Here is a 26,703-nt window from a genome sequence, read left to right as displayed (position 1 = left end):
CACGCAAAAGGCACGCAAAAGGGGCAGGACATGTTGGGCACCAGGCTGAGAAATCTGCGCAAGCCGCTCGTCGCGGCGGCGCTTGCAGGTGCCATGGCCCTGCCTGCTCAGGCGGAAACGCTGGCCGATGCGATGGTCGCGGCCTATCGGCACTCGGCCCTGCTCGAACAGAACCGGGCCGTCCTGCGCGCGGCCGACGAAGATGCCGCCACCGCCCTTGCCGCGCTGCGCCCGATCCTGCAGTGGGTCGGCGAATACACCTATCAGAACATCGAGGGGTTCGACGCCAACTCGGCCAGCCTGTCGCTGCAGGCACAGATGACGCTGTACGACTGGGGCCGGAATGCGATCGCCATCGACATCGCCAAGGAATCGGTTCTGGCGACCCGCGCCGCGCTGGTCGGCGTGGAACAGGACGTGCTTCTGGGCGCGGTCGAAGCCTATCTGAACGTGCGCAGCGCCACCGAGCAGGTCGAGCTGCAATCGAACTCGGTCCGCGTGATCGGTCAGGAACAACAGGCCGCGACGGACCGCTTCGAAGTGGGCGAGATTACGCAAACCGACGTCTCGCAGGCCGATGCGGCCCTGGCCGAGGCGCGGGCGGAACTGGCCACCGCGCAGGGCGACCTGCAGATCGCGCGCGAGAATTACCGCGCGCTGACCGGCAAGTTCCCTGGCACCCTTGCCCCGCCGCCGCCGACGCCGAAGCTGCCCGCGAACCTGGTCGCCGCGCGCGAAATCGGGCAGCGTACCCATCCGCTGATCCAGCAGGCAAAGCGTGAGACCGCGGTCTCGGAGCTTGGCGTTGCCGCCGCCGCCGCCGAACGCAATCCCGAACTGACCGGCACCGCCGGCATCAGCACGACGCGGTCCAAGTCGATCAGCGGCGGCGGGGTCAGCACGACCACCGATGTCGGCTCGATCGGGTTGAACCTGTCGCAGACGATCTACTCGGGCGGACGCCTGCCATCCGCCCACCGCAAGGCCATGGCACAGCGCGATGCCACGCGGTCATCGCTGCTGCACACCGCCCGTCAGGTCGACCAGGCGGTCGGAAATGCCTGGGCGGGCATCGATGTGGCACGCGCACAGATCGGTGCGATCGACGAACAGATCGTCGCGGCCCGCCAGGCCTATAACGGCGTGCGCGAGGAATCCCTGCTGGGCGCGCGGACGACGCTGGACGTGCTGGATGCCGAACAATCGGTGCTTGAGGCGATGGCCAACAAGATCACCGCCGAAGCCAACCTGCAATTAGCACATTATCAACTTCTGTCCGCTATGGGTCTGTTGACGGTAGAGAACCTGAAACTGGGAATCCCGACCTATGACCCAACGGCCTATTACAATGCGGTGCAGGACGCACCCTTCACCAGCCGGCAGGGCGAAAGCCTCGACCGCGTGCTGCGCGCCATCGGCAAGCAATAACGCCGGCTGCGCCCCTGCCACGGGGGCGCGCGATGCAGGCTGAACTGGCAGTGCAGCGTCTGCCGCTGCCCCAGACCGCAAATGTGGGGGACGTGTTGGCCTCGATCCGGCGTCTCATCGCGCAGGAAACACCTCCTGAGGCGGTTATGACGAAACTGCCGGCACCTTCGCCCCTGGTCCTGTCGCAGACCGATCAGGTCGCGCCGCCGCCCTTCGAAGACCCCGCCATGAGCGAAGAGGAAGCAGCCGAATTCGCGGAGGCCGAGGCCGCCTTGGCCCGCATGCTGGCCCCGCCCGCAGCGACGATCGCCGTCATCGAGGAGATCGCCTCGCCTCTGGAGGCGCCCGAGGGGACACAAGGGCCCGAGTTGCGGAACATGTTTCTGGCGCCCGAGGGACATGCCGATCGCGAAGACCTGCGCAGCCTGATCCGCGCGTCACTGCGCGAGGAAATGGAGGGCGAGATGGGCGCGACCTTCAGCCGCAACCTGCACCGGGTCATTCGCCAGGAAATCGAGGCGGTCATCCGCGAAGCCGCGATCGGCCCCTAAGCCTGCGTCGCCATGCCGCGTCCACGCCGCGGCAATGGCAGTTCAGTTCAGTTCAGTTCAGGTATTTCTCGGGGTCCACGCTGTCGAAGCCATTGCGGACCTCGAAATGCACCACGCCCTTGTTGCGGGCCTTGCCAAGGGCCGTGCCGGTCGCGACCGATTGGCCCTTGGTCACGGCGACATCGTCCAGCCCGGCATAGACGGTCATCAGGTTGTCGGGATGGCGCAGGACGATGATCGGCACCTGATCGGTGTCGCGGGTGATTGCCGCGACGGTGCCGGCGGCTGCCGCCGAAACCGTGGTGCCCGGCGCGGCCGAAATGTCGATGCCTTCGTTCTTGCCCTTTTCGTAGGTGCGGATGATCGCGCCATTCGCAGGCATGCGGAATTTGCCATTGCCCGAGGCCGCGGTGCGCGTCTTGCCCAGATCGGGGCTTGCGGGCTTGTTGGTCGGACTGTTCGAAGGCTTGGTCTTCTCGTTCGGCAGCGGCTCGGACGAGGATGGCGGCCGCGGCGTCGGGCTGCCTGTTCCGGGTGCCGTCAGCGCGGCAAGGGGTTGCGGCGATTTACCAGCGACCGGGATCAGCAGGCGCTGGCCATTCCGAACCGCCATGCTGGACGGCAATCCGTTCCAGGACGCCAGATCATTGACCGAGACACCGTATTTGCGGGCAATGGACCACGCTGTCTCGCCCTGCGCGACGACATGCTGGCGCGGCTGGCTTGCGGCTGGCTGCGTGACCGCGCCCGCCGTCACAGCCCCGGTCGCACCCGCAGGCGGCGGGACGTTCGGTTGCCTGACACCTTGCCCGGCATACGGATCGCTGACCTGACCGGTGGTCGAGGTCACGCGCGCGCCCCCAGTCGCGGCGACCGGCGCACCAGCCGCGACCCGACGCGGCAAGGCGACGACCGATCCCGGATTCAGCGGCGCGTCGGCCGCAATGGCGTTGTAGCGCGCCAGTTCGGCCGCATTCAGGCCGACCCGCGCAGCGACTGCGGCGATGGTGTCGCCCTGACGGGCGATCGCCACCTGATAGCTGGGATAGCTGATGATCCCGCGGCTGTCCGGCGCTGGACGCGGCGCGGCCGCCGCTGCGGCCGGGGCTGTGTCCAGTCCGCCGCCGCCCCATCCCCGCAAATCCGCGTCCAACGTGCTAAGGTTGACGCCCCCCTGCGGGCTGCAGCCCACCAGCACCGCCAACATCCCGGCAGCACATGCAAGCCGCGCGAAATCTACCATCTGCCCGATCCCCAATCCTTCAGTCGGGGGTCATGTCTGGCCCAACCCCTCGACCAGCGGCACGAAACGCACCTGCCGCAATTCATCATAATCGAAACCGGTTTCGGTCCGTCGCACGCGGATCAAGGTCTGCACCGCATCCGACTGCCCGACCGGCAGGACCATGATACCGCCGATCTTCAGTTGCGCCAAGAGCGGCCCCGGCGGATCCTCGGCCGCGGCAGTGACCATGATCCGGTCGAAGGGTGCCTGTTCGGCCAACCCGCGAGAGCCGTCCGCCGCCATAGCGGTGATGTTCGTCAGGCCGAAATGCCGGAAGATCGCCTCGGCCTCGGTCACCAGCCTGCGGTGTCGGTCCAGCGTATAGACGCGGCGGCAAAGCAGGGACAGGATCGCCGCCTGATATCCCGAGCCGGTCCCGACCTCGAGCACCTTATCGCGCGGCCCGACCTCAAGCGCCTGGGTCATCAGCCCGACCACCGAAGGCTGGCTGATGGTCTGGCCGCAGGGGATGGGCAAGGGTGTATCCTCATAGGCGCGATCCTCGAAATGACCGCGCACGAACTCGCCCCGGTCGATCCGCTCCATCGCCTCCAGCACCCTGGGGTCGGTCACACCGCGCTGGCGCAGCGCGAACAGGAAGCGCATCTTTCTTTCGGCGGCTTCGGGTTCGTCGCTCATCGCGGGATCAGCCCTCTTCAAGGACGCGCAGCGCGTCAAGGCTTGCGTGGCAGGTCAGGTCCGGACGCATTGGCGTCACCGAGATATAGTTGCGCATGTTTGCGTCGACGTCGCTGCCGGGACTGGCCTCGGCCGTCTGCGAGCCGCCAAGGATCCACAGGAACCGCCGCCCATTCGGCGCGGGATAGGGTTCCGCCTCGAACCGCACGCCCGCGCGACGCCCCTGCGGCGCGACGCGCGTGCCGCGCACCGATGCGGCGTCGCAGGCCGGGAAGTTGATGTTGTAGAACAGCCGGAAATCCGCGTCCGAGGTCCAGTCGCCATGTTCCAGAAGCTGGCGGATCAGGCGCGGACCGTGGCGGCGCGCGGCCTCGAACGGGTCGGCCAGGCCGGCGGTCTGCAACCCCATGTATTGCGACAGGGCAATGGCAGGCAGACCCTGAAGCGCCGCTTCCATCGCCCCGCCGATGGTGCCGGAATACATCACGTTCTCGCCCGAGTTGTTGCCCCGGTTCACGCCGGACAGCACAAGGTCGGGAGGATTGTCGCGCATGACGTCGCCAATCGCCGCAAGCACGCAATCGGCGGGCGAGCCTTCTGCCGCAAACCGGCGGGGGCCAAGCTCGGCGATAAGGGTCGGATGGACATAGCTGATGCAATGGCCGACCCCGGATTGCTCGAAGGCAGGGGCGACGGTCCAGACCTCACCCTCGGGACCCGCGATCTCGGCCGCAATCTCGGCCAGCGCGACCAGCCCGGGCGCATTGATTCCGTCGTCATTGGTAAGCAGGATCCGCATTCAGTCCCCATGTGCTGCGCCGGAAACCCGGTGTGGATCGGGGCCTGAATTCCCCCCGCGTCGCCCGGACCGTCCGATATTTGCAATCAAATCCCCGTTAGAAACATGATTATCCGCGTGGCGGCGCTGCGACAACCCGAAGCAGGGACAACCGCAGCGTTTGACGCGCGGCAGTGCTAAGGGCAGGATCAAACCGAGCAGAGCCGGGCAGAACATGCAGATCTATCTTCCGATTGCAGAAGTGGCAGTCAATGCCTTCGCACTTGTCGGGCTTGGCGGTGTCGTCGGGCTTATGTCCGGCCTGTTCGGGGTGGGTGGGGGATTCCTGATCACACCGCTGCTGTTTTTCATCGGCATCCCGCCCGCCATCGCGGTGGCGACCGGGGCGAATCAGGTCGTGGCCTCATCCTTCTCGGCGCTGCTGTCGCATGTGAAGCGCAAGTCCGTCGACTTCCGCATGGGCTGGGTGCTGCTGGCCGGTGGTCTGGTCGGATCCTCGATCGGAGTCTTTTTCTTCAACATCCTGTCGCGCCTTGGCCAGGTCGATCTGGTGGTCCAGCTGTGCTACGTCATCTTCCTGGGCCTGATCGGGGCGATGATGCTGCAGGAAAGCGTCCGCGCCCTGCGCCGGTCCCGGAAAAGCGGGCCGATCAAGCCGATGCGCCGCAACCAGCATGGCTGGGTCCATCGCGGGCCGTTCAAGATCAAGTTCCGCGCCTCGGGCCTGTATATCAGTGTGATTCCGGTGCTGCTGGTCGGGGCCGCGGTCGGCATTCTGGGCGCCCTGATGGGGGTCGGCGGCGGTTTCATCATGGTGCCCGCGATGATCTATCTGCTGGGCATGCCAACCAAGGTCGTCATCGGGACCTCGCTGTTCCAGATCACCTTCCTGTCGGCCTATACGACGCTGATGCATGCCGTCTCGCTGAACACCGTCGACATCATGCTGGCAGTTCTGCTGATCATCGGCGGCGTCGTGGGCGCGCAGATCGGCACCACGCTGGGCGCGAAACTGCGGGCCGAGCAATTGCGCATCCTGCTGGCGCTGCTGGTGCTGGCCGTCTGTGGCAAGCTGGGGCTGGATCTGGTGCTGAAGCCGGACGACCTTTATTCGCTGACGCCGGGGGTGATCGGATGATCCTGCGCGCCCTGGCCATCCTGATCGCGGGCGCGCTGCCCCTTGCCGCGCAAGAGGCTGCCCCGACCAAGCCGCCCGAACGGATCGTCGCCGACCTGTCGCGCGACGACGTCGACATCACCACCAGCTTCGACGGGTCCGAGATCATCATCTATGGAGCGATCAAGCGTGAGGCCCCGCCGCTGGCCACGCCGCTGGACGTCATCGTCACCGTCGAAGGCCCGGCCCTGCCGGTCACCGTCCGCCACAAGGAGCGGCGCTTCGGTATCTGGGTCAATACCGGCAAGGTCGCCATCGCCTCGGCCCCGAACTTCTATGTCGTGGCCACCACCCGCCCGCTGGAAAAGATTCTCGACCCGGCCGAGGACAGTCGTTTCCGCATCTCGGTCCCGCTGGCCATGCGCGCCTTCGCCGGCGCGGCCGAGGTCGATGACGTCGTCCCCTATACCGAGGCACTGATCCGCCTGCGCGAACAGCACGACCTGTATCGTCTGGACGAAGGCGCGGTCCGTCTGGCTGAAGAGACGCTGTTCCGCGCCGATGTCCGCCTGCCCGCCAACCTGATGGAGGGGCTTTACGCGACCCGCATCTTCCTGATCCGCGACGGCAAGGTACAGGACACGTTCCGCGCCCCGATCGAGGTTCGTAAGGTCGGGCTGGAGCGTTGGCTGTATCGGCTGGCCTTTGAAAAACCCTTCCTTTACGGGCTCATGTCACTGGCATTGGCAGTCGCCGCGGGCTGGGGCGCATCCGCCGCCTTCCGCCAGTTGCAGCGCAGCTAGGTATCGCGGGGGGTGCGACGGAACGGCCCCATCTCGGTCAGGACTTCCATCTCTTCGCGGACGGCGCGGCGTTCGCGCTGCAGGTAATCGTCGATCGCGTCATGCAGGCCCTGATCGGACAGCCAATGCAGGGAATGGGTCTGGCTGGGCAGATACCCCCGCGCCAGCTTGTGTTCGCCCTGTGCCCCCGCCTCGACCCGCGACAGGCCATGCGCGATCGCCCAGTCGATGGCCCGGTGATAGCACAGTTCGAAATGCAGGAAGGGGTGATCCTCGATGCAGCCCCAATAGCGGCCATAGATCGCATCCCTGCCCAGCAGGTTCAGCGCCCCCGCGACAGGGCGGCCGTCACGCTCGGCCAGAACCAGCAGGCAATCATCTCGCATCGTGTCATGCAGCCGGTCAAAGAAATCCCGCGTCAGATAGGGGCGGCCCCATTTCCGGCTGCCCGTGTCCTGATAGAAGTGCCAGAACGCATCCCAATGTGCGGGCAGGATCTCGTCCCCGCGCAGGCTGCGGATGGTGCCGCCGAAGGATTGGGCACGTTCGCGTTCCTTGCGGATCGCCTTGCGCTTGCGCGACGACAATTGCGCCAGAAAATCGTCGAAGCTGGCATAGTCGTCATTCTGCCAGTGAAACTGTTCGCTGGCGCGGGTCAGGAAGCCCACGCTCCGGCCAAGCTCTGCCTCGGCCTCGGTGCAGAAGGTCACATGCGCGCCGGACAGCCCCGATTGCCGGACGACCTGCGCCATGGCCTGCAGCAGCGCCGCCTGCACCTCGGGAAAGGCCGAGATCAGCCGCGGGCCCGTCACCGGCGTGAACGGAACTGCGCATTGAAGCTTGGGGTAGTATTGCCCGCCCGCGCGTTCGAATGCCTGCGCCCAGGCATGGTCGAAGATGTATTCGCCCTGGCTGTGGGTCTTGAGATAGCAGGGCGCCACGCCCGCCACCCTGCCGTCCAGTCGGGCGACAAGATGGATCGGGTGCCAACCCGTCCCCTCTCCGACCGAGCCGGATTGCTCCAGCGCGGCAAGAAAGCGGTGTGTGGTGAAGGGATTCGCCTGCGCACCGCAGCCATCCCAAAGGGCGGCGTCGATGCCCAGTATCCCGGGCAGGACGGAGACGCTGAGTTCGCTCATGCCGGGAAAGATATCGGGGGTGCCGCGCTTTGTCAGCGGCCCCCGGTTACTTCCAGGTTTGTGCCCGTCACATAGCTCGCCTGTTCGCTGGCCAGCCACAGGATCGCCTCGGCCACCTCCTCGGCACTGCCCGGACGGCCCATCGGAACACCGGGGGCAAGGATCCGCGCGCGGTCGGGATTGCCACCCGAGGCATGGATCTCGGTCTCGATCAGACCGGGGCGGACGGCGTTGACGCGGATGTTCTGTGGCGCCAGTTCCTTTGCCAGACCGATGTTCAGGCTGTCGATCGCGCCCTTGCTGGCGGCATAGTCGACATATTCGCCCGGTCCGCCCAGCTTCGCCGCGGCAGAGCTGAGCAGCACGATCGAGGACGAGGCCTCGTCCTTGGACCGCTTCAGCCGACGCGCCGCTTCCCGCGCGGTCAGCAATGCACCGGTGACGTTCACGTCCATGACCCGCTGGATCCGGTCCAGCGACATTTCGGCCAGCGGCATGGCCTTCGACAGCATTCCGGCATTGACGATGACGGAATCGATCCGGCCGAAGGCCGCCTCGGCCGCATCGAACAGCGCGATCACCTCGGCCTCGCGAGCGACGTCGACCTGAAGGCCGACGGCGCGGCGACCCGCGGCGCGGATGCGCTCCAGCACCTCCTGCCCGGCCTCGGCGTCATTGCGCCAGCTGATCGCGACATCCCAGCCGCGTTCGGCCGCCAGCAACGCGACGGCGCGGCCAATGCCGCGCGACCCGCCCGTCACGATCATGGATTTGGTTCTGCTCATGCTCCCCCCGGCAGATAATTTTCAAACGTAATGTTGTCGGCCACCGCTCTCGCTGCCTGCTCCTGCGCGGGCGAACGGATGGTCCAGGTCAGGACCGGCACGCCACGCGCCTTCAGGGCAGTGACGGCAGGATTGTCCAGATCGTCCCGGTCATGCGAGACGAAACTTGCCCCGACCCGGTCGAAATCTGCGATGGCCGCGAGACCCTCGCGCGTCGCGTCGTCCAGCATCGGCCAGTCCTCCGCGTCATAGCCGCAGGTGGTCAGACCGACCGCGACCCCCGGCGCCGCAGCGTGGAACGCGGCGATGCTGTGGGGATTGAAGGACATGACCGCGACCGGCCCGTCATAGGCGGCCACAAGCGCCGCCACGCGTTCGGACAGATCCCCGATCTCGTCGGTCGAGCGCAGGCTTTGATCCTTGATCTCGATCAGCAGCGGAACGCGGCCCGCGACTTCGGCCAGCAATTCGGCCAGCGTCGGGATCGCCTCGTCGGTTTCCATCAGGCGCAGCATCGACAGCGTGTCGATTCCCAGCGCACGGACCAGTCCTTCGGCCCCCGTCAGGCGCGGCAGATCATCGTCGTGAAAGACCATCGGCGTTCCGTCCGCCGCCGCCTGGATGTCGCATTCGATGCCGTAGCCGGCGGCGATGGCGGCGCGAAAGGCCGCCATGCTGTTTTCCGGAAGTCCGGCAGAATGCAGCCCCCGATGCGTGATCGGCAGGCTGAGAAAATCGGGATGAAGCGGCATCACGCGATCTCGAAGATCGCTTCGACCTCGACCGCGACTCCGCGCGGAAGCGCGGGGGCGGATACAGCGGCGCGGGCGTGGCGGCCCTTGTCCCCGAACACCTCGACCATCAGGTTCGAGCAGCCATTGATGACCTCGGGCTGGTCGGTGAATTCGGGCGTCGAGTTCACGAAGCCGCCCAGCTTGACGACCCGCTTCACCCGATCAAGTGACCCAAGCGCCGCGCGCGCCTGCGCCAGCAGCGCCAGCCCGCAGGTCCGCGCTGCCTCGGCCCCCGCTTCGACGGCAAGGTCGTCGCCCAGCCTGCCCTTTTGCGCGCTGATCTGGCCCGAGACGAACAGCATGTTCCCCGAGATCACGAAGGGCACGTAATTCGCAGCCGGCGCGGGCGCGTCGGGCAGCGTGATCCCCAGTTCGGCCAGTCTCGTCTCGATGCTCATCTTATCCCTCAGTCTGTAATGGAGGCGCGGAAGTCGCCAAGGACGGCGCGCCATGTCGCCAGCGCGTCCTCGAAATTCTTGCGCCCCAGACCGTCATCCGCAAGCCCGATATCCATTTCCAGAAAGGGATCGCCGGAATCCGCCACGAAAAGCTTGCCGACCGGGTTGTCCCGGTTCCAGTCATTCGCATCCTCGGCCGTCATCGGATGGGTCAGCTTGAAGCTGGTGACGAACTGCATGCGCCGGCAACTGGGCGCGCAGTCATAGAAATAGACGTTGAACAGCGTCTCGTCGATCTCGCTTTCCAGCATTGGCATGCCTTCGACATCGCGGCTGGGGACCACCTTCATGCCTTGTTCTGCCATGATCCGGCCAATGATTTCGGGGTCTCCCGTCACCGCCTCGGCCATCAGCGCGGCGGGGTTCAGGAAGGCAAGCAGGAAGAAGGCGCGTGACGCACGCATGGAACAGACTCCGCCGGAGGGATGGCAGGCCTATTAGCGTTTTGCCGATCAGGCTACCAGAGCTTCCGCGCGCTTCAGATCGACGCTGACAAGCTGGCTGACGCCCTGCTCGACCATGGTCACGCCGAACAGCCGATCCATCCGCGCCATAGTTACGGCATGGTGCGTGATCACAAGGAATCGCGTATCCGTCCGGCGGGTCATTTCGTCCATCAGATCGCAGAAACGCGTCACGTTCGCATCGTCCAGCGGTGCGTCCACCTCGTCCAGCACGCAGATCGGCGCGGGATTGGCCAAGAACACGGCAAAGATCAGCGCCAGCGCCGTCAGCGTCTGCTCACCCCCGGACAGAAGGCTCAGCGTCGACAGCTTCTTTCCGGGGGGCTGGCACATGATTTCCAGCCCGGCCTCAAGCGGGTCGTCGGACTCGACCAGGACCAGCCGGGCCTCGCCGCCGCCAAAGAGATGCGTGAACAAATTGGTGAAATTCTGGTTCACCGTGTCGAAAGCCGCCAGCAGCCTTTCGCGGCCCTCGCGGTTCAGGCTGCCGATCCCCTGACGCAGCTTTCGGATCGCTTCGGTCAGGTCTTCCTTTTCTGCATTCAGCCGGTCGCGTTCGGTTTCAAGCTCCTGCTTGTCCTCACCGGCGCGCAGGTTGACCGAACCAAGCGAATCCCGATTCTGCCGCAGACGCTGGATGCGGTCCTCAAGCGCGGCGGGGGCGATCTCGTCGATCTCGCCCAGCGCTTCGCGCAGGGCTTCGGGTTCGGCCTCGGTCTCGTCAAGGATGCGGGCACGGGCGGCGACCTCGGCCTCGGTCGCGGCTTCTGCCCGCGCTTCGCGCGCGGCCCGCGTCGCCCGCGCGTCCGAGGCGGCACGCTCGGCCTCGCGCTCGGCTTCGGCCGCGACGCGCAGCGCCTGATCGGCAACCGACAGCGCAGCCCGACCACGGGCAAGGCGTGCGGCGGCCTTGGCCTCGGCATCGGTCAGGGTCTCGCGGCGCTCGGCCAGGATCTCGGGCTGGGCTTCGGCCGCTTCCAGCTCGTCCGCGGCATGTTCGCGCCGCGCGACCAACTCGGCGGCGCGCGTTCCCGCCTGATCCAGACGCAGGCGCCAGCCCGAATCCTCCTTGGCGATTTCCTGCAGGCGCCGGATCCGGGCCGTCGCCTCGCGCTTCAATTCGTCCAAAGCACCGCGCCGGGTCATGGTGGCGATGCGCGCGGCCTCGACCCCGGTGCGGGCATGCTCAAGCGCAGCGGCGGCAACGCCGCGATCGGGAAGCTCGGCCAATGCACGCTCGGCCTCGGCCAGTCGCGCCGCGGCGTCGCCAGCATCAGCACGGTGGCGGGCCAGTTCGGTTCGCGCCGATTCGGCACGGCTGCGCGTGGCGGCAAGTTCGGATTCCGCCCGCGTCACTGCGCGCGACGCCTCGGACAGGCCGCGTTCGGCCTCGCGCCGCGCATCGCGGGCCGAACGCTCGGCCCCGCTTGCATCGGCCAGGCGATCACGCAGGGCCTGATGACGCCTTGCGGCGTCCGAGGCCCGATCGCCCACGGCCTGGGCCTGCGCGGTTAGTTCCGCAAGCTGGTTCACCTTTTGCAAATGCAGTGCGGCAGTCGACGAAGCGTCCTGCGCCAGAACGCGCATTCCGTCCCAGCGGTACAAGTCGCCCGAAAGCGTGACCAGGCGCTGACCGGGTGCCAGTGCCTGCTGCATCCGCGCCGCCTCGACCGCGTCACCGACCAGCCCGACCTGCGACAGGCGACGCGTCAGCACTGGCGGAGCGTCGACATGGGGCGCAAGCGGGGCCACGCCCTTGGGCAAGGGTTGTGGCGCCTCATAGCCGGGCAGCGGATGCCAGCCGGAACCATCCTCGGCAAGCCCGGCCGCCAGTTCGTCGCCCAGCGCCGCGCCAAAGGCGGCCTCGTATCCGCGGGCAACCCGCACGAGGTCAAGGATCGAGGCACCGCCAGCATCGCCGCGTTCCACCAGCCGCTTCAGCGCGGCCATTTCGGCGGTCAAGGCGGAAAGCTCGCCCTCGGCCTCGGCGCGGGTGGCGCGGGCCTCGGCCTCGTCCCCCTCAAGGGCACCGCGACTCTCTTCGGCCAGCAGCAGCGCCTCTTCGGCTGCTTCGACGCGCTCATGCGCCTCGTCCTGCGCGATGTCTGCGGCTTCGCGGGCAGCCTCGGCGACGGCTCCAGATTCGTCCGCCTTGGTGGCGGCGGCCTCGGCGGTCGTTGCGGCCCGGTTCGCCCGGTCGTGCATCTGGCGCAGATCATGGGCCAGCCGCTCCGCCGACTGGTGCCGCGCCGACAGTCGCGCGCTTTCGTCGGTCAGTTCGGCCAGCCGGTCCTCGACCTCGCGCAGAACCTCGGCGGCTTCGTCCGCCACCCCGGTCGCAAGCTCCAGCCGCTCGGCGTGACCTTGCCCGGCCTTTTCCAGCTCGCGCTTTTCCCATTCCAGACGTTCGATGACCTCTCCCGCGTCACGGTTCAGGGCGGCTTCGCGCTCGATGTCGCGGTCAAGCTGGGCGATGCGGGCCAGCAGGGTCTTGATGGCTTGGGTCGCGCGGGCCTCGGCCTCGTCCAGCGCCTCGCGCTCGACAGTGGCGCGGGACAGGATTGCCGCGGCGACCTGTTCCTCCTCGCGCAGGGCCGGCAAGTGGATCTCGGCCTCCTCCCGCGCGGCAATGGCGCGTTTCGCGGTCGCCTCGACCTCGCCGGCAAGGCGGATCGCTTCGCGCAGGGCTTCAGCGGTCTGGGCCTTGACCTCTTCGGCCTCGGTCCAGCGGCGATACAGCAGCAGCCCTTCGGCCTGACGCAGCGCGGCACCGATCTCGCGGTATTTTGCCGCCGCGCGGGCCTGCCGCGCCAAGGATGCCGCCTGCGAGGACAACTGGTCCAGCGTGTCATCGACCCGGGTCAGGTTTGCTTCGGCCGCATTCAGCTTCAGTTCCGCTTCGTGCCGGCGCTGGTAAAGCCCCGAGATGCCGGCCGCTTCCTCAAGAATGCGACGACGCGCCTTGGGCTTTGCGTTGATGAGTTCGGAGATCTGGCCCTGCCGCACCAGCGCCGGCGAGTGCGCCCCGGTCGAGGCATCCGCGAACAGCATCTGCACGTCCCGCGCGCGCACTTCCTTGCCATTGATGCGATAGGCGCTGCCAGCATCGCGCGTGATCCGGCGAGTGATGTCCAGCGCATCGGCATCATTCAGGCCGGCAGGGGCCAGGCGGTCCTTGTTGTCGATGGTCAGCGTGACCTCGGCATGGGCGCGCGCGGTGCGGCGTGCGGTCCCGGCAAAGATCACGTCCTCCATCCCCTCGCCGCGCATGGCGGTCGGGCGGTTCTCGCCCATCACCCAGCGCAGGGCCTCAAGCAGGTTCGACTTGCCGCAGCCATTCGGACCCACCACGCCGGTCAGCCCCTCATGAATGACCAGGTCGGTCGGATCCACGAAGCTTTTGAAGCCGTTCAGGCGAAGCCGGTCGAAGCGCAATGGGATTGGTCCTGCATTATGATTATTTTGCGCCAATCCTTGGCGAAAATGCCGGAAAAGTCAATCTGCGCCACAATATGTGGATAACCTGCGGCGGCGATCCACAATGGTTTGAGTTTCCAGCAGCAGAAACAAAAAGGGGCTGCCCAAGGGCAGCCCGTCAATGCGACGATAAGGCGCGCGCGATCAGGCGGCGTCAGCCTCTTCGGCGGCGTGGCGGCGTTCGCTTTCCTCGCGCGACAACGCGACCGAGGTCCGCACACCTTTCGAGACGAATTCCATCAGGCCCTTCACGACGCGTTCGTTCGGATCGATGCCAGCGCAGGACAGGACCTCGCGCCCATCGCGCGAGCGTGCCCAACGTGCAATCTGATCAGGCCCGTTGCCGTATTTTTTGTCATCCGCGATCGCATCATCAAGCGCAGCCAGCACAACGGCAGCAAAAAGCTTGCGGGCACGTTGCCCTTGTTCGAAATTGAAAGCCGAACCATCCACGAAATCGCGCATATACTTAATCCTGTTTTTCTTGCAGTACCGCATCATGACGACGGGGCCCCTGCCCGGTCGTATCCTTCGCCAGCGACGGCGAAGCTAGGCGGGCTTAGCCGATCCCGCCCGTGATTCGGTATGCCCCTACCTACATGACAGCCATGCGCCCCGTGCAAACCCAAGCAAATGCAGCATAGCTTGCGCTTTCTGAAGCTTTCACGACACCCGGAAAACCCCGCCAACCCTTGACAATGGCACAAAGCCGATCCGATTGCGGCGGAACATGGCACTGGATATAGGGGCGCGTAAGCGCGGTTCAAGCGCCGCGACGTCACATCCCTTTCTCAACCTTTCAAGGCGAATTGAATGGCCAAGATCAACGGCAATGAAATCAAGCCCGGCTATGTGCTGGAGCATGACGGCGGGCTTTGGGCCGCCGTGAAGGTCAACCACGTGAAGCCCGGCAAGGGCGGCGCCTTTGCCCAGGTCGAGATGAAGAACCTGCGCGATGGCCGCAAGCTGAACGAACGCTTCCGCTCGGAAGACAAGGTCGAGTATGTCCGGCTGGACAACAAGGACCAGCAGTTCCTGTATGAATCCGAAGGGCGCCTTGTCTTCATGGACAGCGAGACTTTCGAGCAGATCGAGCTGGATGCCGATCTTCTGGGCGACCGTCGCCCCTTCCTGCAGGACGGCATGACCGCGACCATCGAATATTACGGTGACGAGGCGCTGTCGGTCCGCATCCCGCAGAAGGTCGTCTGCCGCGTCGCCGAGACCGAGCCGGTCTTGAACGGCCAGACGGCCTCGAAAAGCTTCAAGCCCGCGATCCTCGACAATGGACTGCGGATCATGATCCCGCCCTTCGTCGGCGCGGATGAGGCGATCGTCGTCAATACCGAGCTGTTCGAATATTCGGAGCGCGCCTGAATCGATGGCGCAGGGGCGGCAAATGCCGCCCTTGTCCCCGCCCGCGACAATGCTTCAAGACGGAACGGACCGAAACGCCGCTTCGTGCGTTCAAGCCAGGTCAAGACGGAGCATGACATGTCGCAACTCACCATCCGCGTCTCGCACGAGAATTACGGCAGCTCGGGACGTTATGTCGCCACCCTGCCCGGCATCGACGGCGAGGCGGAGCTGACCTGGCGTTCGGGGGGGCCCGGCATCATCGTCGCCGACCACACCTATTCCCCCGACACGATGCGCGGCACCGGCGCTGCGACCGCGATGGTCCAGCGGCTGATCGACGATGCGCGCCGTCAGGGATTGCTGATCGTCCCCGCCTGCACCTATGTGCGCGCGCAATTCGACCGGCATCCCGAATGGGCAGACCTGCGCGCGGGCGAAGGCTGACCCCTAGCCGCGGCGCTGGCGCAGCTCTTCGCGCAGGATGTTCAGGAAGACCTGCGCGGCGGGAGTCGGATTGTGGTCACGCAGGGTGACGATCGAATAGGCCGCCACGCTGAGATCGCGGGCGACGCCCAGCCGGGAAATCGGCGCACTGCGCCCTTCGGACGCGAACAGCCGCGCGGCCGAGGTCGACATCACCCCCACCGCCTGCGATCGAAGCACAAAGGCCAGCGTCAGCATCAGCGAACTGGTCGAGATGACCGTCGGCGGCGGAAACAGCCCGTGGTCGATCAGGTAACGCTCGACCGTGCCGCGCAGCATGCTGCCCGTCGGTTGCATCACCCAGTCGTATTCCAGGCAATCGCGCAGGTCGCAGCCCGTCTTCCCCGCCAGCGGATGGTCGCGTCGCACGATCAGCGACAGTGGCTCGGGGCCGATCGGGGCCACGTCGAAGGGCGCAGGATCCTGCGTATCCGGGACGCGGCCGATATACAGGTCCAGCCGCCCGGACAACAGCTCTCCCACCAGGCGGTCGCTGGAAGCGACGTCGATGCGCACGCGCAGATGGGGTTCGGACCGTTCGAGGCTGTGAACGATCGGCAGCACCAGATCCAGCGACGGGCCAGAGACCGAGCCGATATGCACCGACCCCACCCGCCCGCGGTCGATGTCGCGCACCTCGCGCCCGGCGATATCCAGGTCGCGCAGCATGGCGCGCCCCCGTTCCGCCAGTCTTTCCCCGGCGAGTGTCAGGCTGACGCCGCGGCTGTGACGCTGCGTCAGTTGGGCGCCGACGATGCGTTCAAGATCCGACAGCATTCGCGATGCTGCGGGCTGGGTGATGTTCAGGAAGGCTGCCGCAAGGCTAAGCTGCCCCGTCCGCTCGACCGCGACCAGCAGGGCAAGTTGTTTCAGCTTGATTCCCCGAGAGACGAGTTCGTCCCCCACGTCGCGGTTTGCGCGCATGCTTGCGGCCGTTCATCCCAATGTTAGCGCTAAGATATATCATAAACGATATAACGCCCCACAGAAACCGAAATTGACGCCTGCAACGGTGCCAAGCTAGCCTGTCGGCAGGCAGGCGGCCTGACGCCGCTGCCGCGGACGGCTGCCGGGATTGGCCCGGCAGGCCCGCGATGACGGGGGGAAGCACCGGAAGATCCTGCAAGGCGCCGATGAGCGCCCTCTTCTGTCGTGCCCATCAACGGGAGGAAATATGTCTACCCTCAAGAAACTTGCGCTTGCTGCTGCTTCGGTCGCGGCTCTTTCGGTGCCCGGCTTCGCGCTGGCCGAAGGCATGGTCGGCATCTCGATGCCGACGAAGACCTCGGCCCGCTGGATCGATGACGGCAACAACATGGTCAAGCAGTTCCAGGACGCCGGTTACCAGACCGACCTGCAATATGCTGACGACGACATTCCGAACCAGCTTGCCCAGATCGAGAACATGATCACCAAGGGCGTGAACGTGCTGGTCATCGCCGCCATCGACGGCACCACGCTGTCGAACGCGCTGGCGAACGCGAAAGCGGCGGACATCAAGGTCATCGCCTATGACCGCCTGATCCGCGACACGCCGGACATCGACTATTATGCCACCTTCGACAACTTCAAGGTGGGCGTCGAGCAGGCCAACACCCTGGTCGCCGGCCTCAAGGAGCGTTTCCCGGACGTGAAGCCGTGGAACGTCGAACTGTTCGGCGGCAGCCCGGACGACAACAACGCCTTCTTCTTCTATGATGGCGCGATGTCGGTCCTGCAGCCGATGATCGACGACGGCTCGATCGTGATCCCGTCGGGCCAGATGGGCATGGACAAGGTCGGCACCCTGCGCTGGGACCCGGCCACCGCGCAGTCGCGCATGGATAACATCCTGTCGGCCAACTACACCGACAAGCAGGTGAACGGCGTGCTGTCGCCCTATGACGGGCTGTCGATCGGCATCCTGTCGTCGCTGAAGGGCGTGGGCTATGGCTCGGGCGACCTGAAGATGCCGATCGTCTCGGGTCAGGACGCCGAAGTCCAGTCGGTCAAGTCGATCATGGCGGGCGAACAGTACTCGACCATCTTCAAGGACACCCGTGAACTGGCGAAAGTCACCGTCAGCATGGTCGATGCGATGATCAAGGGCGAAGAGCCGCAGGTCAACGACACCAAGACCTATGACAACGGCGTCAAGGTCGTCCCGTCCTACCTGCTGGAGCCGGTTCCGGTCACCGCCGCCAACGTCAAGGACGTGCTGGTCGGCTCGGGCTACTACACCGAAGACCAGCTGAAGTAATCCAACCAACCCGCGCCGCCGCAGGGGAAAGCCCCCTGCGGCGGCGTATTCCTTAGCTAGGGGCAGAAGGTAGCGATGGATCCCATTCTGGAAATGCGGGGAATCACCAAGGAATTCCCCGGCGTCAAAGCCCTGGACAACGTCAACATGGTCGTGCGCCGGGGCGAGATCCGGGCGCTTTGCGGCGAAAACGGCGCCGGCAAGTCGACGCTGATGAAAGTGTTGTCGGGCGTATATCCCCACGGCTCCTATGACGGCGAAATCCTGTATAATGGAAAGCCGATGGCATTCCGGGGCATCCCTGACAGCGAAGCCCAGGGTATCGTCATCATCCATCAGGAACTGGCACTGGTGCCACAGATGTCGATCGCCGAGAACATCTTCCTTGGAAACGAGATCGCCAGCCGTGGCGTGATCGACCGTCACGAGACGAACCGCCGCACGGCCGAGCTTCTGGCCAAGGTCGGGCTGCGCGAAAGCCCCGAAACCAAGGTCGGCGAGCTGGGCATGGGCAAACAACAGCTTGTCGAGATCGCCAAGGCCCTGTCCAAGAAGGTCGACCTGCTCATCCTGGACGAGCCCACCTCATCCCTGAACGAGAATGACAGCGCCGCGCTTCTGCGCCTGCTTGCAGGCTTCCGCGAGCAGGGCATGACGGCCATCATGATCTCGCACAAGCTGAACGAGATTTCGCAGGTCTGCGACAGCATCACCGTGCTGCGCGACGGCTCGACCGTGTCGCACCACACCGGGATGGTCCCGGAAAGCCAGATCATCAAGGACATGGTCGGTCGCTCCATGAACGACCGCTATCCGCCGCGCGAGCCGAAGATCGGCGAAGTGGTGATGCAGGTCCGCGACTGGACCGTCGCCGACCCCCTGCGCGAAGGCCGGATGCTGGTCGACAACGCCAACTTCGACCTGAAGCGGGGCGAGGTTCTGGGCATTGCCGGCCTGATGGGTGCGGGCCGCACGGAGCTGGCGATGAGCCTGTTCGGCCGCTCGGTCGGTGATTTCCGCAAGGGCAGCGTGTCGATCCACGGCAAGCAGGTCGATCTTGCGACCGTACCCAAGGCGATCAAGGCCGGGCTTGCCTATGTGACCGAGGACCGCAAGTCACTGGGACTGGTGCTTGAGGACACGATCCGCCGCAACATCCCGCTGGCAAACCTTGCGGGCATCGCGAAACGCGGCATCATCGACCGCCACCGCGAAGGCCAGGTCGCGCGCGACTTCCGCAAGCAGATCAACATCCGCTCTTCGTCCATCGACCAGGTGATGGCCAACCTTTCCGGCGGCAACCAGCAAAAGGTGGTGCTGTCGAAGTGGCTGTTCTCGGAACCCGAGATCCTGATCCTGGACGAACCCACGCGCGGCATCGACGTCGGCGCGAAATACGAGATCTACACCATCATCCGCGACCTTGCCGCCGCGGGTAAATCCATCATCGTGATTTCCTCGGAAATGCCGGAACTTCTGGGCATCACCGACCGGGTACTCGTCATGAACGAAGGGCGTTTGGTGGGCGACATGCCGACCGCCGAGGCGACCCAGGAACGCATCATGTCGATCATCATCAAGTCGGGCCACAACCTGACCGAGGAAGACATCACCCCCGAAGAGATCGAGGCAGAGGCCGCCCATGTCTGATACCACCGAAACCCGTCCCGGCGGCGATACCTTTGGGTTCATCCGCCGCAACATCCGCGAATACGGAATCCTGTTCGCCCTGATCGTCATCATGGCGTTCTTCCAGATCGTGACCGGGGGGATTCTTTTCCGCCCGGTCAACCTGACGAACCTGTTCCTGCAGAACAGCCACATCGTCATCATGGCGGTGGGGATGCTTCTGATCATCGTCGCGGGCCATATCGACCTGTCGGTCGGGTCGGTCGCGGCATTTGTGGGCGCGCTGGCCGCGCTTATGATCGTGAAGCTGGGCCTGCCGATCCCCGTGGTCGTGGTGCTCAGCCTGGTTGCGGGCGCAATCATCGGCGCCATCCAGGGTTACTGGGTCGCCTATTGGAAGATCCCGTCCTTCATCGTGACGCTGGCGGGGATGCTGATCTTCCGCGGCCTGACCATGTGGACGCTGCAAGGGCAGTCGATCGGCCCCTTCCCGCGCGAATTCCAGATGATCGCCTCGGGCTTCATCCCCGACTTCTTCGGGCCGGACAAGCCGAACACTCTGTCGCTGATCCTGGGCTGGGGCGCCGCACTTGTCATCCTGTGGATGCAGGTCCGCAACCGCCGCCGCGAAGAGACGCTGGGCATCGCGGACGAACCCTTTGCCTTCTTCGTCGCCAAGAACGCGCTGATCTTCGTCGCGCTGGCCTGGATGACCTGGGCGCTCGCGAACTTCCGCGGCCTGCCGAACGTCTTCATCGTCATGGCCGTGCTGGTCGCGCTTTACGCCTTCCTGTCCGAACGCACGACGATCGGCCGCCGCATCTATGCCATCGGCGGCAACGCCAAGGCCGCGAAGCTGTCGGGCATCAACTCGGAACGCGTCGTCTTCCTGACCTTCATGAACATGGGGATGCTGGCGGCGCTGGCCGGCCTGGTCGTTTCGGCCCGCCTGAACTCGGCCACCCCCAAGGCCGGCGTCGGCTTCGAGCTTGACGTGATCGCGGCCGTCTTCATCGGCGGCGCCTCGATGTCGGGCGGCGTCGGCACCGTGATCGGGGCCGTGGTCGGCGCATTCATCATGGGTGTGATGAACAACGGCATGTCGATCCTTGGCATCGGCATCGACTACCAACAGGTCATCAAGGGGCTGGTCCTCATGGCTGCCGTCATCTTCGACGTTTCGAACAAGAGCAAATCGTAATGACTTTCAAACCCGCAGAATGGCCGCGCAAGTTGCGGTCGCAGCACTGGTATGGCGGCAACTCGCGCGACACCATCTATCACCGTGGCTGGCTGAAGAATCAGGGCTATCCGCATGACCTGTTCGACGGTCGCCCGGTCATCGGGATCCTGAACACCTGGTCGGACCTGACGCCCTGCAACGGCCACCTGCGGGAACTGGCCGAAAAGGTGAAGGCCGGCATCTGGGAAGCCGGCGGCTTCCCGGTCGAGGTTCCGGTCTTCTCGGCCTCGGAAAACACCTATCGCCCGACCGCGATGATGTATCGCAACCTTGCCGCCATGGCGGTCGAGGAAGCGATGCGCGGCCAGCCGATCGACGGTGCGGTGCTGCTGGTCGGTTGCGACAAGACCACCCCCAGCCTGCTGATGGGTGCGGCTTCGACCGACATCCCCTCGATCGTCGTCACCGGCGGCCCGATGCTGAACGGCTGGTTCCGCGGTGAGCGCATCGGCTCGGGCACGCATCTGTGGAAATTCTCCGAGGCCGTGAAGGCGGGCGAGATGACGCAGGACGAGTTCCTGGAAGCCGAGCAGGCGATGAGCCGCTCGTCCGGGACCTGCAACACGATGGGCACGGCCTCGACCATGGCGTCGATGGCCGAGGCGCTTGGCATGGCGCTTTCCGGCAATGCCGCGATCCCGGCCGTCGATAGTCGCCGCCGCGTGATGGCGCAACTGTCGGGCCGCCGCATCGTACAGATGGTCAAGGACGACCTGAAGCCCAGCGACATCATGACCAAGCAGGCCTTCGAAAACGCGATCCGCACCAATGGCGCGATCGGGGGGTCGACCAATGCCGTCGTCCACCTGCTGGCGATGGCGGGCCGGGTCGGCATCGACCTGACGCTGGACGACTGGGACCGCTGCGGCCGCGACGTCGCGACCATCGTGAACCTGATGCCCTCGGGCAAATACCTGATGGAAGAGTTCTTCTATGCGGGTGGTCTGCCTGTGGTGCTGAAGCGTCTGGGCGAAGCCGGGCTTCTGCACAAGGACGCGCTGACCGTCTCGGGCGAGACGGTCTGGGACGAGGTCAAGGACGTCAAGAACTGGAACGAGGACGTCATCCTGCCGGTCGAGAAGGCTCTGACCCAGCAGGGCGGCATCGCCGTTCTCAAGGGCAACCTGGCGCCGCTGGGCGCGGTGCTGAAGCCTTCGGCCGCCAGCCCGCACCTGATGCAGCACCGTGGCCGTGCGGTGGTCTTCGAGGATATCGACGACTACAAGGCCCGGATCAACGATGACAGCCTCGACATCGACGAGGCCTGCGTCATGGTCATGAAGAACTGCGGTCCCAAGGGCTATCCCGGCATGGCCGAGGTCGGCAATATGGGCCTGCCGCCCAAGGTGCTGAAAAAGGGCATCACCGACATGGTCCGCATCTCGGATGCGCGCATGTCGGGGACGGCTTATGGCACCGTGGTCCTGCACACCTCGCCCGAGGCCGCGCGTGGCGGTCCGCTGGCGATCGTGCGCACCGGCGACTTCATCGAACTGGACGTTCCGAACCGCCGCCTGCATCTGGACCTCAGCGACGAGGAAATCGCGCAGCGTCTGGCCGACTGGAAGAACCCGGTCGAGCCGCCGGCCTCCGGCTATGCCCGGATGTTCCATGACCATGTCGAGGGCGCCGATACCGGGGCCGATTTCGACTTCCTCAAAGGCAGCCGTGGACGCGAGGTGGGACGTGACAGCCACTGATCTGGCAATCATCGGCTTCGGCAAGATCGCGCGGGAACAGCATCGTCCCGCGCTGGATGCGTCGAGCGCCTTCAACCTGGCCGCGACGGTCGACCCCTTCAACACGGCCGAGGGGGTCAGCGCCTTCAAGGACGTGACGACCTTCCTGGCCGAGCGGCCCGAGGTCGGGGCGGTCGCGCTTTGCACCCCGCCGCAGGTGCGCTTCGCCGTCGCGCGCGAAGCGCTGCTGGCGGGTCGCCACGTCCTGCTGGAAAAGCCGCCGGGCACCACCGTGTCCGAGGTGATGACCCTGCAGCGCATCGCCCGTGATCAGGGCAAGACCCTGTTCACCGCCTGGCACAGCCAGTTCGCGCCCGGCATTCCCGGCGCGCGGGAATGGCTCTCCAGCCGCAAGATCACCGCGATCACCGTCACCTGGCGCGAGGATGTGCGGCGCTGGCATCCGGGCCAGGACTGGATCTTCGCCCCCGGTGGAACCGGGGTCTTCGATCCCGGCATCAACGCCTATTCGATCCTGACCTATATCCTGCCGGTCGCGCTTTACACGACCGGGGCCGAGCTTGAATTCCCGGCAAACCGCGACACGCCCATCGCAGGTCGGTTGACCATGCTGACCGAGGAAGGCGCGCCGGTCGACCTGGACTTCGACTTCCGCGAAACGGGCGTCCAGACCTGGAACATGCGGATCGAAACCGATCGCGGGGTGATGGAGCTGTCGCAAGGCGGCGCGACCATCACTGCCGATGGCGAGGTTCTGTCCGCCGAAGGCGCGCTGGCGGGCGAATACGACCGCATCTATGCCCGCTTTGCCGAGCTGATCGCGAAAGGCGAAAGCGATGTCGACCTGGCACCCTTCCGCCATGTCGCCGATGCCATGATGCTGGGGCGCCGGGTGCAGACCGACGCGTTCGAATGGTAAGCCCCGTCGTGACCGGTCCGGACTGGATCGCGGTCGACTGGGGCACCACCCGGCTTCGCGTCTGGGCCATGCAGGGATCCGAGGTGCTGGACAACCGCTCCTCGGACAAGGGCATGGGCAGCCTGACGCCGGAAGGGTTCGAACCCGCGCTTCTGGAACTGGTCGCGGACTGGCTGGGTGACCAGCCGGTTCCGGTCATCGCCTGCGGCATGGTCGGCGCGCGGACGGGTTGGGTCGAGGCGGAATACCGCCCCACCCCCTGCACGCCGCTTGACCCGCTGCGCGCGACACGACCCCTGGTCGCCGATCTGCGGCTTCAGGTCCATATCCTGCCCGGCCTGTCCCAGATCGACCCGCCCGACGTGCTGCGCGGGGAGGAAACCCAGATCGCGGGATTTCTGGCGCGCAACCCGGATTTCGAAGGCACGCTTTGCCTGCCCGGCACGCATTGCAAATGGGTCCGCATCGCATCCGGCATGGTCGAGGGGTTCCACACCTTCATGACCGGAGAGGTCTATGCCCTTCTGTCGCGCCAATCCGTACTGCGCCTGACCGTCGGCAACGCACGACCTGACATGGACAGCTTTCTGGAAGCTTCGGCCCAGGCGGCGACCAATGCCGACATGGCCCCGGCAGGCCTGTTCCCCCTGCGCGCGGCGGCACTGCTGAACGGGTTGACGGCGGAACAGGGCGCAGGACGGCTTTCGGGCCTGCTGATCGGGTCCGAACTGGCCGCAGCCCGACCGCTATGGAGCGATCGCCGCGTGGTCATCATCGGCGCGCCCGAACTTTCGGCGCTTTACGCGGGGGCCTTGACGCAGGCCGGTGCGGATGCTCATCAAATGGATGGTGGCGAACTGGTCCTTGCCGGACTGACCGCCGCTGCTTCCGCCCTGACGAGGACCACATGACCCAGCCAATCATAGCCATCCTGCGCGGCCTGACCCCGACCGACGCACTTGCCGTGGGCGAGGCCCTGATCGATGCCGGCATCGACCGAATCGAAGTGCCGCTGAACTCTCCCGATCCGCTGGAGAGCATCCGCCTGATGGCCACGGCCTTTGCCGGCCGCGCCACCATCGGCGCCGGCACCGTCCTGACGGTCGAGGATGTGGCCCGCGTCGCGGATGTGGGCGGGCGCATGATCGTTTCGCCCAACACCAATCCCGAGGTCATCCGCGAAACGCGGCGGCTGGGGCTGGAGTCCTATCCGGGCGTGTTCACCGCAACCGAGTGCTTTGCCGCCATCGCCGCCGGGGCCACCGGACTGAAGCTGTTCCCCGCCGATCAGGCCGGGACGGTCGCGCTCAAGGCGCTGCGTGCGGTGCTGCCACGCGACATGTCGGTCTATGCCGTGGGCGGCGTCGGTCCGAACAATTTCGCGGACTGGATCGCAGCGGGCGCGCAGGGCTTCGGCATCGGCAGTTCGCTTTACAAGCCCGGCGACAGCGCCGATCAGGTGGGCCAGCGCGCTCGCGAAATGGTCGCGGCGCTTCCGGCATGAAATACACGCTGTTCGACCCTCGCCCTTGCCTGCTGGGCGAGGGGGCGTTCTGGCACCCCGAGCGCCAGCAGGCCTTCTGGTTCGATATCCTGAACCGCCGGATGCTGAGCCGCAGGCACGGCCGCGAACTGGCATGGAGCTTTGACGATCGTGTCTCGGCGGCAGGCTGGATCGACCACGACAATCTGCTGATCGCCAGCGAAACGGCGCTGTTCCGTTTCGACCTGCGCGATGGCAGCCGTCAGCATCTGGTCGCGCTTGAGGCCGACCGCCCCGACACCCGCTCTAATGATGGCCGCGCCGATCCGCAGGGCGGGTTCTGGATCGGGACCATGGCCACGGATGGAAGCCCGGGACAGGGCGCCATCTATCGCTATTACCGGGGCGAACTGCGCAAGCTGCATTCTCCCGTCTCGATCCCCAATGCGATCTGCTTTTCGCCGGATGGCAAGCTGGGTTATTTCGCCGATACGGATGCCCAGATGGTCTGGGTCCAGGATCTGGATGGCGACGGATGGCCCAAGGGTCAGCCACGCGTCTTCCTTGACCTGCGTGGGACCGACCAGTTTCCCGATGGCGCAGTGACCGATGCGAAGGGCAATTTCTGGAACGCCCGCTGGGGCACCGGCAAGCTGGTCTGCCATGCCCCCGACGGCCAATTGCTGCAATCGGTCGAGCTGCCCGTGAAACAGACGACCTGCCCTGCCTTCATCGGCGAAAGACTGGACCGCATCCTTGTCACCAGCGCGGCGGTCGATCTTGGCGGCGCGCAGGACGGGCGCAGCTGGATGGTGCTGCCGGTCGGCGTGACCGGGCGACCCGAACCACAGGTGCAACCATGACGAAGGACGCTTTCGGCAAGCTGCCCGATGGGCAAGAGGTCAGCCGGATCACCATAGCGGGCCACGGGCTGACCGCCTCGGTCGTCACGCTGGGCGCTTCTCTGCAAGACTTGCGCCTGGACGGGGTCGCGCATCCGCTGGTGCTGGGCTTCCCGACCCTGCCCCCCTATCTGGACGAGGGGCGTTATTTCGGCGCGATCGTCGGACGCTGCGCGAACCGCATCGCCCGCGGCGAGGCCGAAATCGACGGACGCCCCCTTGCCCTGGATCGAAACGAAGCCGGGCGGACGACGCTGCATGGCGGCTCGGACGGGACAGGGGTGCGCAACTGGACAGTCGCCGATCACGGGCCGGATTTCGTCGCATTGTCGGATTACCTGCCGGACGGTCACATGGGCTTTCCGGGAGCGATGCTGGTGCGCGTGCGCTATCAGATCCTGCCCGGTCCGGCACTGCGGATCGAGATTGTCGCGACCTCCAGCGAAACCACGATCTGCAATTTCGCGCAGCACAGCTATTTCAATCTGGACGGCAAAGCCGACATCTCGGACCACCGCCTGACCATCCCGGCCGAGACCTACCTGCCGGTGGACGAGGCGTTGATCCCCTTGGGCAGCCCTGCGCCCGTCGCGGGCACGCATCTGGATTTCCGTCAGCCGGTCCGGCTGGCCGAACGGCTGGGCGGTCCGTTGATCGACCATAACCTGTGCATCGACACGACCCGCCACCACCTGCCCCGTCCCGCGGCAGTGTTGCAGGCGGGAGATGTCCGCATGACGATCGACTCGACCGAACCGGGACTGCAGGTCTATGCCGCCGCCCACATGCAGGGCGGGGCCAAGGGGATCGGCGGCGCGCCTTATGGCCGCCATGCCGGGATCGCGATGGAATCCCAGCTTTGGCCCGATGCGGTCCATCACTGGGATTACCCCTCGACCCTGCTGACCAGCGACCAGGTCTATCGCCAGACGACCGTCCTGGGCTTCACGCGCACCGGAAGCAGTTGACGCACTCATCCGCTTCAAGGGAAATGGTGTTTCAGGAGG

At 65.7% G+C, this 26,703-nt stretch carries 26 protein-coding genes; 15 read left to right on the top strand and 11 right to left on the bottom strand.

What is annotated here, in order from left to right; translation table 11 throughout:
• Positions 1 to 30 precede the first annotated feature (30 nt).
• The gene (locus ACO2Q4_RS17270) at positions 31 to 1,428 is read left to right on the top strand and encodes a TolC family outer membrane protein (protein WP_395134246.1); all 1,398 of its coding nucleotides are present in this window, start codon (positions 31 to 33) and stop codon (positions 1,426 to 1,428) included.
• 32 nt (positions 1,429 to 1,460) lie between these two features.
• Positions 1,461 to 1,979 (top strand): hypothetical protein, encoded by a 519-nt coding sequence (locus ACO2Q4_RS17265; protein ID WP_423320815.1) that lies wholly within the window; start codon positions 1,461 to 1,463, stop codon positions 1,977 to 1,979.
• Positions 1,980 to 2,031: 52 nt separating this feature from the next.
• Here ACO2Q4_RS17265 and ACO2Q4_RS17260 read toward each other — a convergent pair whose 3' ends face one another.
• The 3 genes from ACO2Q4_RS17260 to surE are packed head-to-tail and all read right to left on the bottom strand — an operon-like array spanning position 2,032 to position 4,702.
• On the bottom strand, positions 2,032 to 3,222 hold the full coding sequence (locus tag ACO2Q4_RS17260; protein WP_423320813.1) for a LysM peptidoglycan-binding domain-containing protein: 1,191 nt from the start codon (positions 3,220 to 3,222) through the stop codon (positions 2,032 to 2,034).
• A 30-nt stretch (positions 3,223 to 3,252) separates the two neighbouring features.
• A complete protein-coding gene (locus tag ACO2Q4_RS17255) occupies positions 3,253 to 3,903 on the bottom strand; it encodes a protein-L-isoaspartate(D-aspartate) O-methyltransferase (protein ID WP_311759940.1) in 651 nt (216 codons plus the stop codon).
• A 7-nt stretch (positions 3,904 to 3,910) separates the two neighbouring features.
• Entirely contained in the window at positions 3,911 to 4,702 is a 792-nt protein-coding gene (surE, locus tag ACO2Q4_RS17250; RefSeq protein WP_311759939.1) for a 5'/3'-nucleotidase SurE, read from the bottom strand.
• 214 nt (positions 4,703 to 4,916) lie between these two features.
• Here surE and ACO2Q4_RS17245 point away from each other — a divergent pair, with 214 nt between their 5' ends.
• Positions 4,917 to 5,840 carry a sulfite exporter TauE/SafE family protein gene (locus ACO2Q4_RS17245; RefSeq protein WP_311759938.1) on the top strand — a complete coding sequence of 308 codons (924 nt, stop codon included), beginning with the start codon at positions 4,917 to 4,919 and terminating at the stop codon, positions 5,838 to 5,840.
• Positions 5,837 to 6,622 carry a TIGR02186 family protein gene (locus ACO2Q4_RS17240; RefSeq protein WP_311759937.1) on the top strand — a complete coding sequence of 262 codons (786 nt, stop codon included), beginning with the start codon at positions 5,837 to 5,839 and terminating at the stop codon, positions 6,620 to 6,622. The genes ACO2Q4_RS17245 and ACO2Q4_RS17240 overlap by 4 nt, the downstream gene beginning before the upstream one ends.
• Here the strand turns inward: ACO2Q4_RS17240 and ACO2Q4_RS17235 are convergent.
• The 7 genes from ACO2Q4_RS17235 to ACO2Q4_RS17205 all read right to left on the bottom strand — a co-directional run bounded on the left by ACO2Q4_RS17235 (position 6,619) and on the right by ACO2Q4_RS17205 (position 14,204).
• Positions 6,619 to 7,761 carry a GNAT family N-acetyltransferase gene (locus ACO2Q4_RS17235; protein ID WP_423320811.1) on the bottom strand — a complete coding sequence of 381 codons (1,143 nt, stop codon included), beginning with the start codon at positions 7,759 to 7,761 and terminating at the stop codon, positions 6,619 to 6,621. The genes ACO2Q4_RS17240 and ACO2Q4_RS17235 overlap by 4 nt on opposite strands.
• 32 nt (positions 7,762 to 7,793) lie before the next feature.
• The gene (locus ACO2Q4_RS17230) at positions 7,794 to 8,546 is read right to left on the bottom strand and encodes an SDR family oxidoreductase (protein WP_423320809.1); all 753 of its coding nucleotides are present in this window, start codon (positions 8,544 to 8,546) and stop codon (positions 7,794 to 7,796) included.
• Complete coding sequence (locus tag ACO2Q4_RS17225; RefSeq protein WP_423320807.1) at positions 8,543 to 9,298, bottom strand: glycerophosphodiester phosphodiesterase family protein; 756 nt, start codon at positions 9,296 to 9,298, stop codon at positions 8,543 to 8,545. Before ACO2Q4_RS17225 ends, ACO2Q4_RS17230 begins: the two co-directional genes overlap by 4 nt.
• Positions 9,298 to 9,738 (bottom strand): RidA family protein, encoded by a 441-nt coding sequence (locus tag ACO2Q4_RS17220; protein ID WP_311759933.1) that lies wholly within the window; start codon positions 9,736 to 9,738, stop codon positions 9,298 to 9,300. Before ACO2Q4_RS17220 ends, ACO2Q4_RS17225 begins: the two co-directional genes overlap by 1 nt.
• Before the next feature lie 8 nt (positions 9,739 to 9,746).
• Positions 9,747 to 10,202 carry a YbjN domain-containing protein gene (locus tag ACO2Q4_RS17215; protein WP_395134262.1) on the bottom strand — a complete coding sequence of 152 codons (456 nt, stop codon included), beginning with the start codon at positions 10,200 to 10,202 and terminating at the stop codon, positions 9,747 to 9,749.
• 48 nt (positions 10,203 to 10,250) lie between these two features.
• Entirely contained in the window at positions 10,251 to 13,697 is a 3,447-nt protein-coding gene (locus ACO2Q4_RS17210) for an AAA family ATPase (RefSeq protein ID WP_423320805.1), read from the bottom strand.
• Positions 13,698 to 13,883: 186 nt separating this feature from the next.
• Positions 13,884 to 14,204: a DUF6280 family protein gene (locus ACO2Q4_RS17205; protein ID WP_074968330.1), complete on the bottom strand. Its 321-nt coding sequence runs from the start codon at positions 14,202 to 14,204 to the stop codon at positions 13,884 to 13,886.
• Between the two features lie 348 nt (positions 14,205 to 14,552).
• Here ACO2Q4_RS17205 and efp point away from each other — a divergent pair, with 348 nt between their 5' ends.
• Together efp and ACO2Q4_RS17195 are read left to right on the top strand one after the other, a co-directional pair.
• On the top strand, positions 14,553 to 15,116 hold the full coding sequence (gene efp, locus ACO2Q4_RS17200; RefSeq protein WP_311759930.1) for an elongation factor P: 564 nt from the start codon (positions 14,553 to 14,555) through the stop codon (positions 15,114 to 15,116).
• Positions 15,117 to 15,233: 117 nt separating this feature from the next.
• Positions 15,234 to 15,542: a GNAT family N-acetyltransferase gene (locus tag ACO2Q4_RS17195; protein WP_311759929.1), complete on the top strand. Its 309-nt coding sequence runs from the start codon at positions 15,234 to 15,236 to the stop codon at positions 15,540 to 15,542.
• 3 nt (positions 15,543 to 15,545) lie between these two features.
• Here ACO2Q4_RS17195 and ACO2Q4_RS17190 read toward each other — a convergent pair whose 3' ends face one another.
• Entirely contained in the window at positions 15,546 to 16,505 is a 960-nt protein-coding gene (locus tag ACO2Q4_RS17190; protein ID WP_395134271.1) for a LysR family transcriptional regulator, read from the bottom strand.
• A gap of 250 nt (positions 16,506 to 16,755) precedes the next feature.
• Here ACO2Q4_RS17190 and chvE point away from each other — a divergent pair, with 250 nt between their 5' ends.
• The 9 genes from chvE (at position 16,756) to ACO2Q4_RS17145 (ending at position 26,664) form a co-directional block, all read left to right on the top strand.
• Positions 16,756 to 17,820 (top strand): multiple monosaccharide ABC transporter substrate-binding protein, encoded by a 1,065-nt coding sequence (chvE, locus tag ACO2Q4_RS17185; protein WP_311759927.1) that lies wholly within the window; start codon positions 16,756 to 16,758, stop codon positions 17,818 to 17,820.
• Positions 17,821 to 17,895: 75 nt separating this feature from the next.
• On the top strand, positions 17,896 to 19,470 hold the full coding sequence (gene mmsA, locus ACO2Q4_RS17180) for a multiple monosaccharide ABC transporter ATP-binding protein (protein ID WP_311759926.1): 1,575 nt from the start codon (positions 17,896 to 17,898) through the stop codon (positions 19,468 to 19,470).
• A complete protein-coding gene (gene mmsB, locus ACO2Q4_RS17175) occupies positions 19,463 to 20,650 on the top strand; it encodes a multiple monosaccharide ABC transporter permease (RefSeq protein WP_311759925.1) in 1,188 nt (395 codons plus the stop codon). Before mmsA ends, mmsB begins: the two co-directional genes overlap by 8 nt.
• Complete coding sequence (gene araD, locus ACO2Q4_RS17170) at positions 20,650 to 22,392, top strand: L-arabinonate dehydratase (RefSeq protein WP_423320801.1); 1,743 nt, start codon at positions 20,650 to 20,652, stop codon at positions 22,390 to 22,392. Before mmsB ends, araD begins: the two co-directional genes overlap by 1 nt.
• Entirely contained in the window at positions 22,379 to 23,311 is a 933-nt protein-coding gene (locus tag ACO2Q4_RS17165; protein WP_423320799.1) for a Gfo/Idh/MocA family protein, read from the top strand. The genes araD and ACO2Q4_RS17165 overlap by 14 nt, the downstream gene beginning before the upstream one ends.
• Entirely contained in the window at positions 23,305 to 24,222 is a 918-nt protein-coding gene (locus tag ACO2Q4_RS17160; protein ID WP_423320797.1) for a 2-dehydro-3-deoxygalactonokinase, read from the top strand. Before ACO2Q4_RS17165 ends, ACO2Q4_RS17160 begins: the two co-directional genes overlap by 7 nt.
• Entirely contained in the window at positions 24,219 to 24,815 is a 597-nt protein-coding gene (locus tag ACO2Q4_RS17155; RefSeq protein ID WP_423320795.1) for a 2-dehydro-3-deoxy-6-phosphogalactonate aldolase, read from the top strand. Before ACO2Q4_RS17160 ends, ACO2Q4_RS17155 begins: the two co-directional genes overlap by 4 nt.
• The gene (locus tag ACO2Q4_RS17150) at positions 24,812 to 25,657 is read left to right on the top strand and encodes an SMP-30/gluconolactonase/LRE family protein (protein WP_423320793.1); all 846 of its coding nucleotides are present in this window, start codon (positions 24,812 to 24,814) and stop codon (positions 25,655 to 25,657) included. Before ACO2Q4_RS17155 ends, ACO2Q4_RS17150 begins: the two co-directional genes overlap by 4 nt.
• Positions 25,654 to 26,664, top strand: a complete 1,011-nt coding sequence (locus ACO2Q4_RS17145) for an aldose epimerase family protein (RefSeq protein ID WP_423320792.1) — start codon at positions 25,654 to 25,656, stop codon at positions 26,662 to 26,664. Before ACO2Q4_RS17150 ends, ACO2Q4_RS17145 begins: the two co-directional genes overlap by 4 nt.
• Positions 26,665 to 26,703 lie beyond the last annotated feature (39 nt).

Origin of the sequence: Paracoccus sp. KR1-242 (assembly GCF_049446195.1) — a bacterium.
In the GTDB taxonomy this organism is placed as follows: Bacteria; Pseudomonadota; Alphaproteobacteria; order Rhodobacterales; family Rhodobacteraceae; genus Paracoccus; species Paracoccus broussonetiae.
This window is presented reverse-complemented; position numbering and strand designations above follow the sequence as displayed.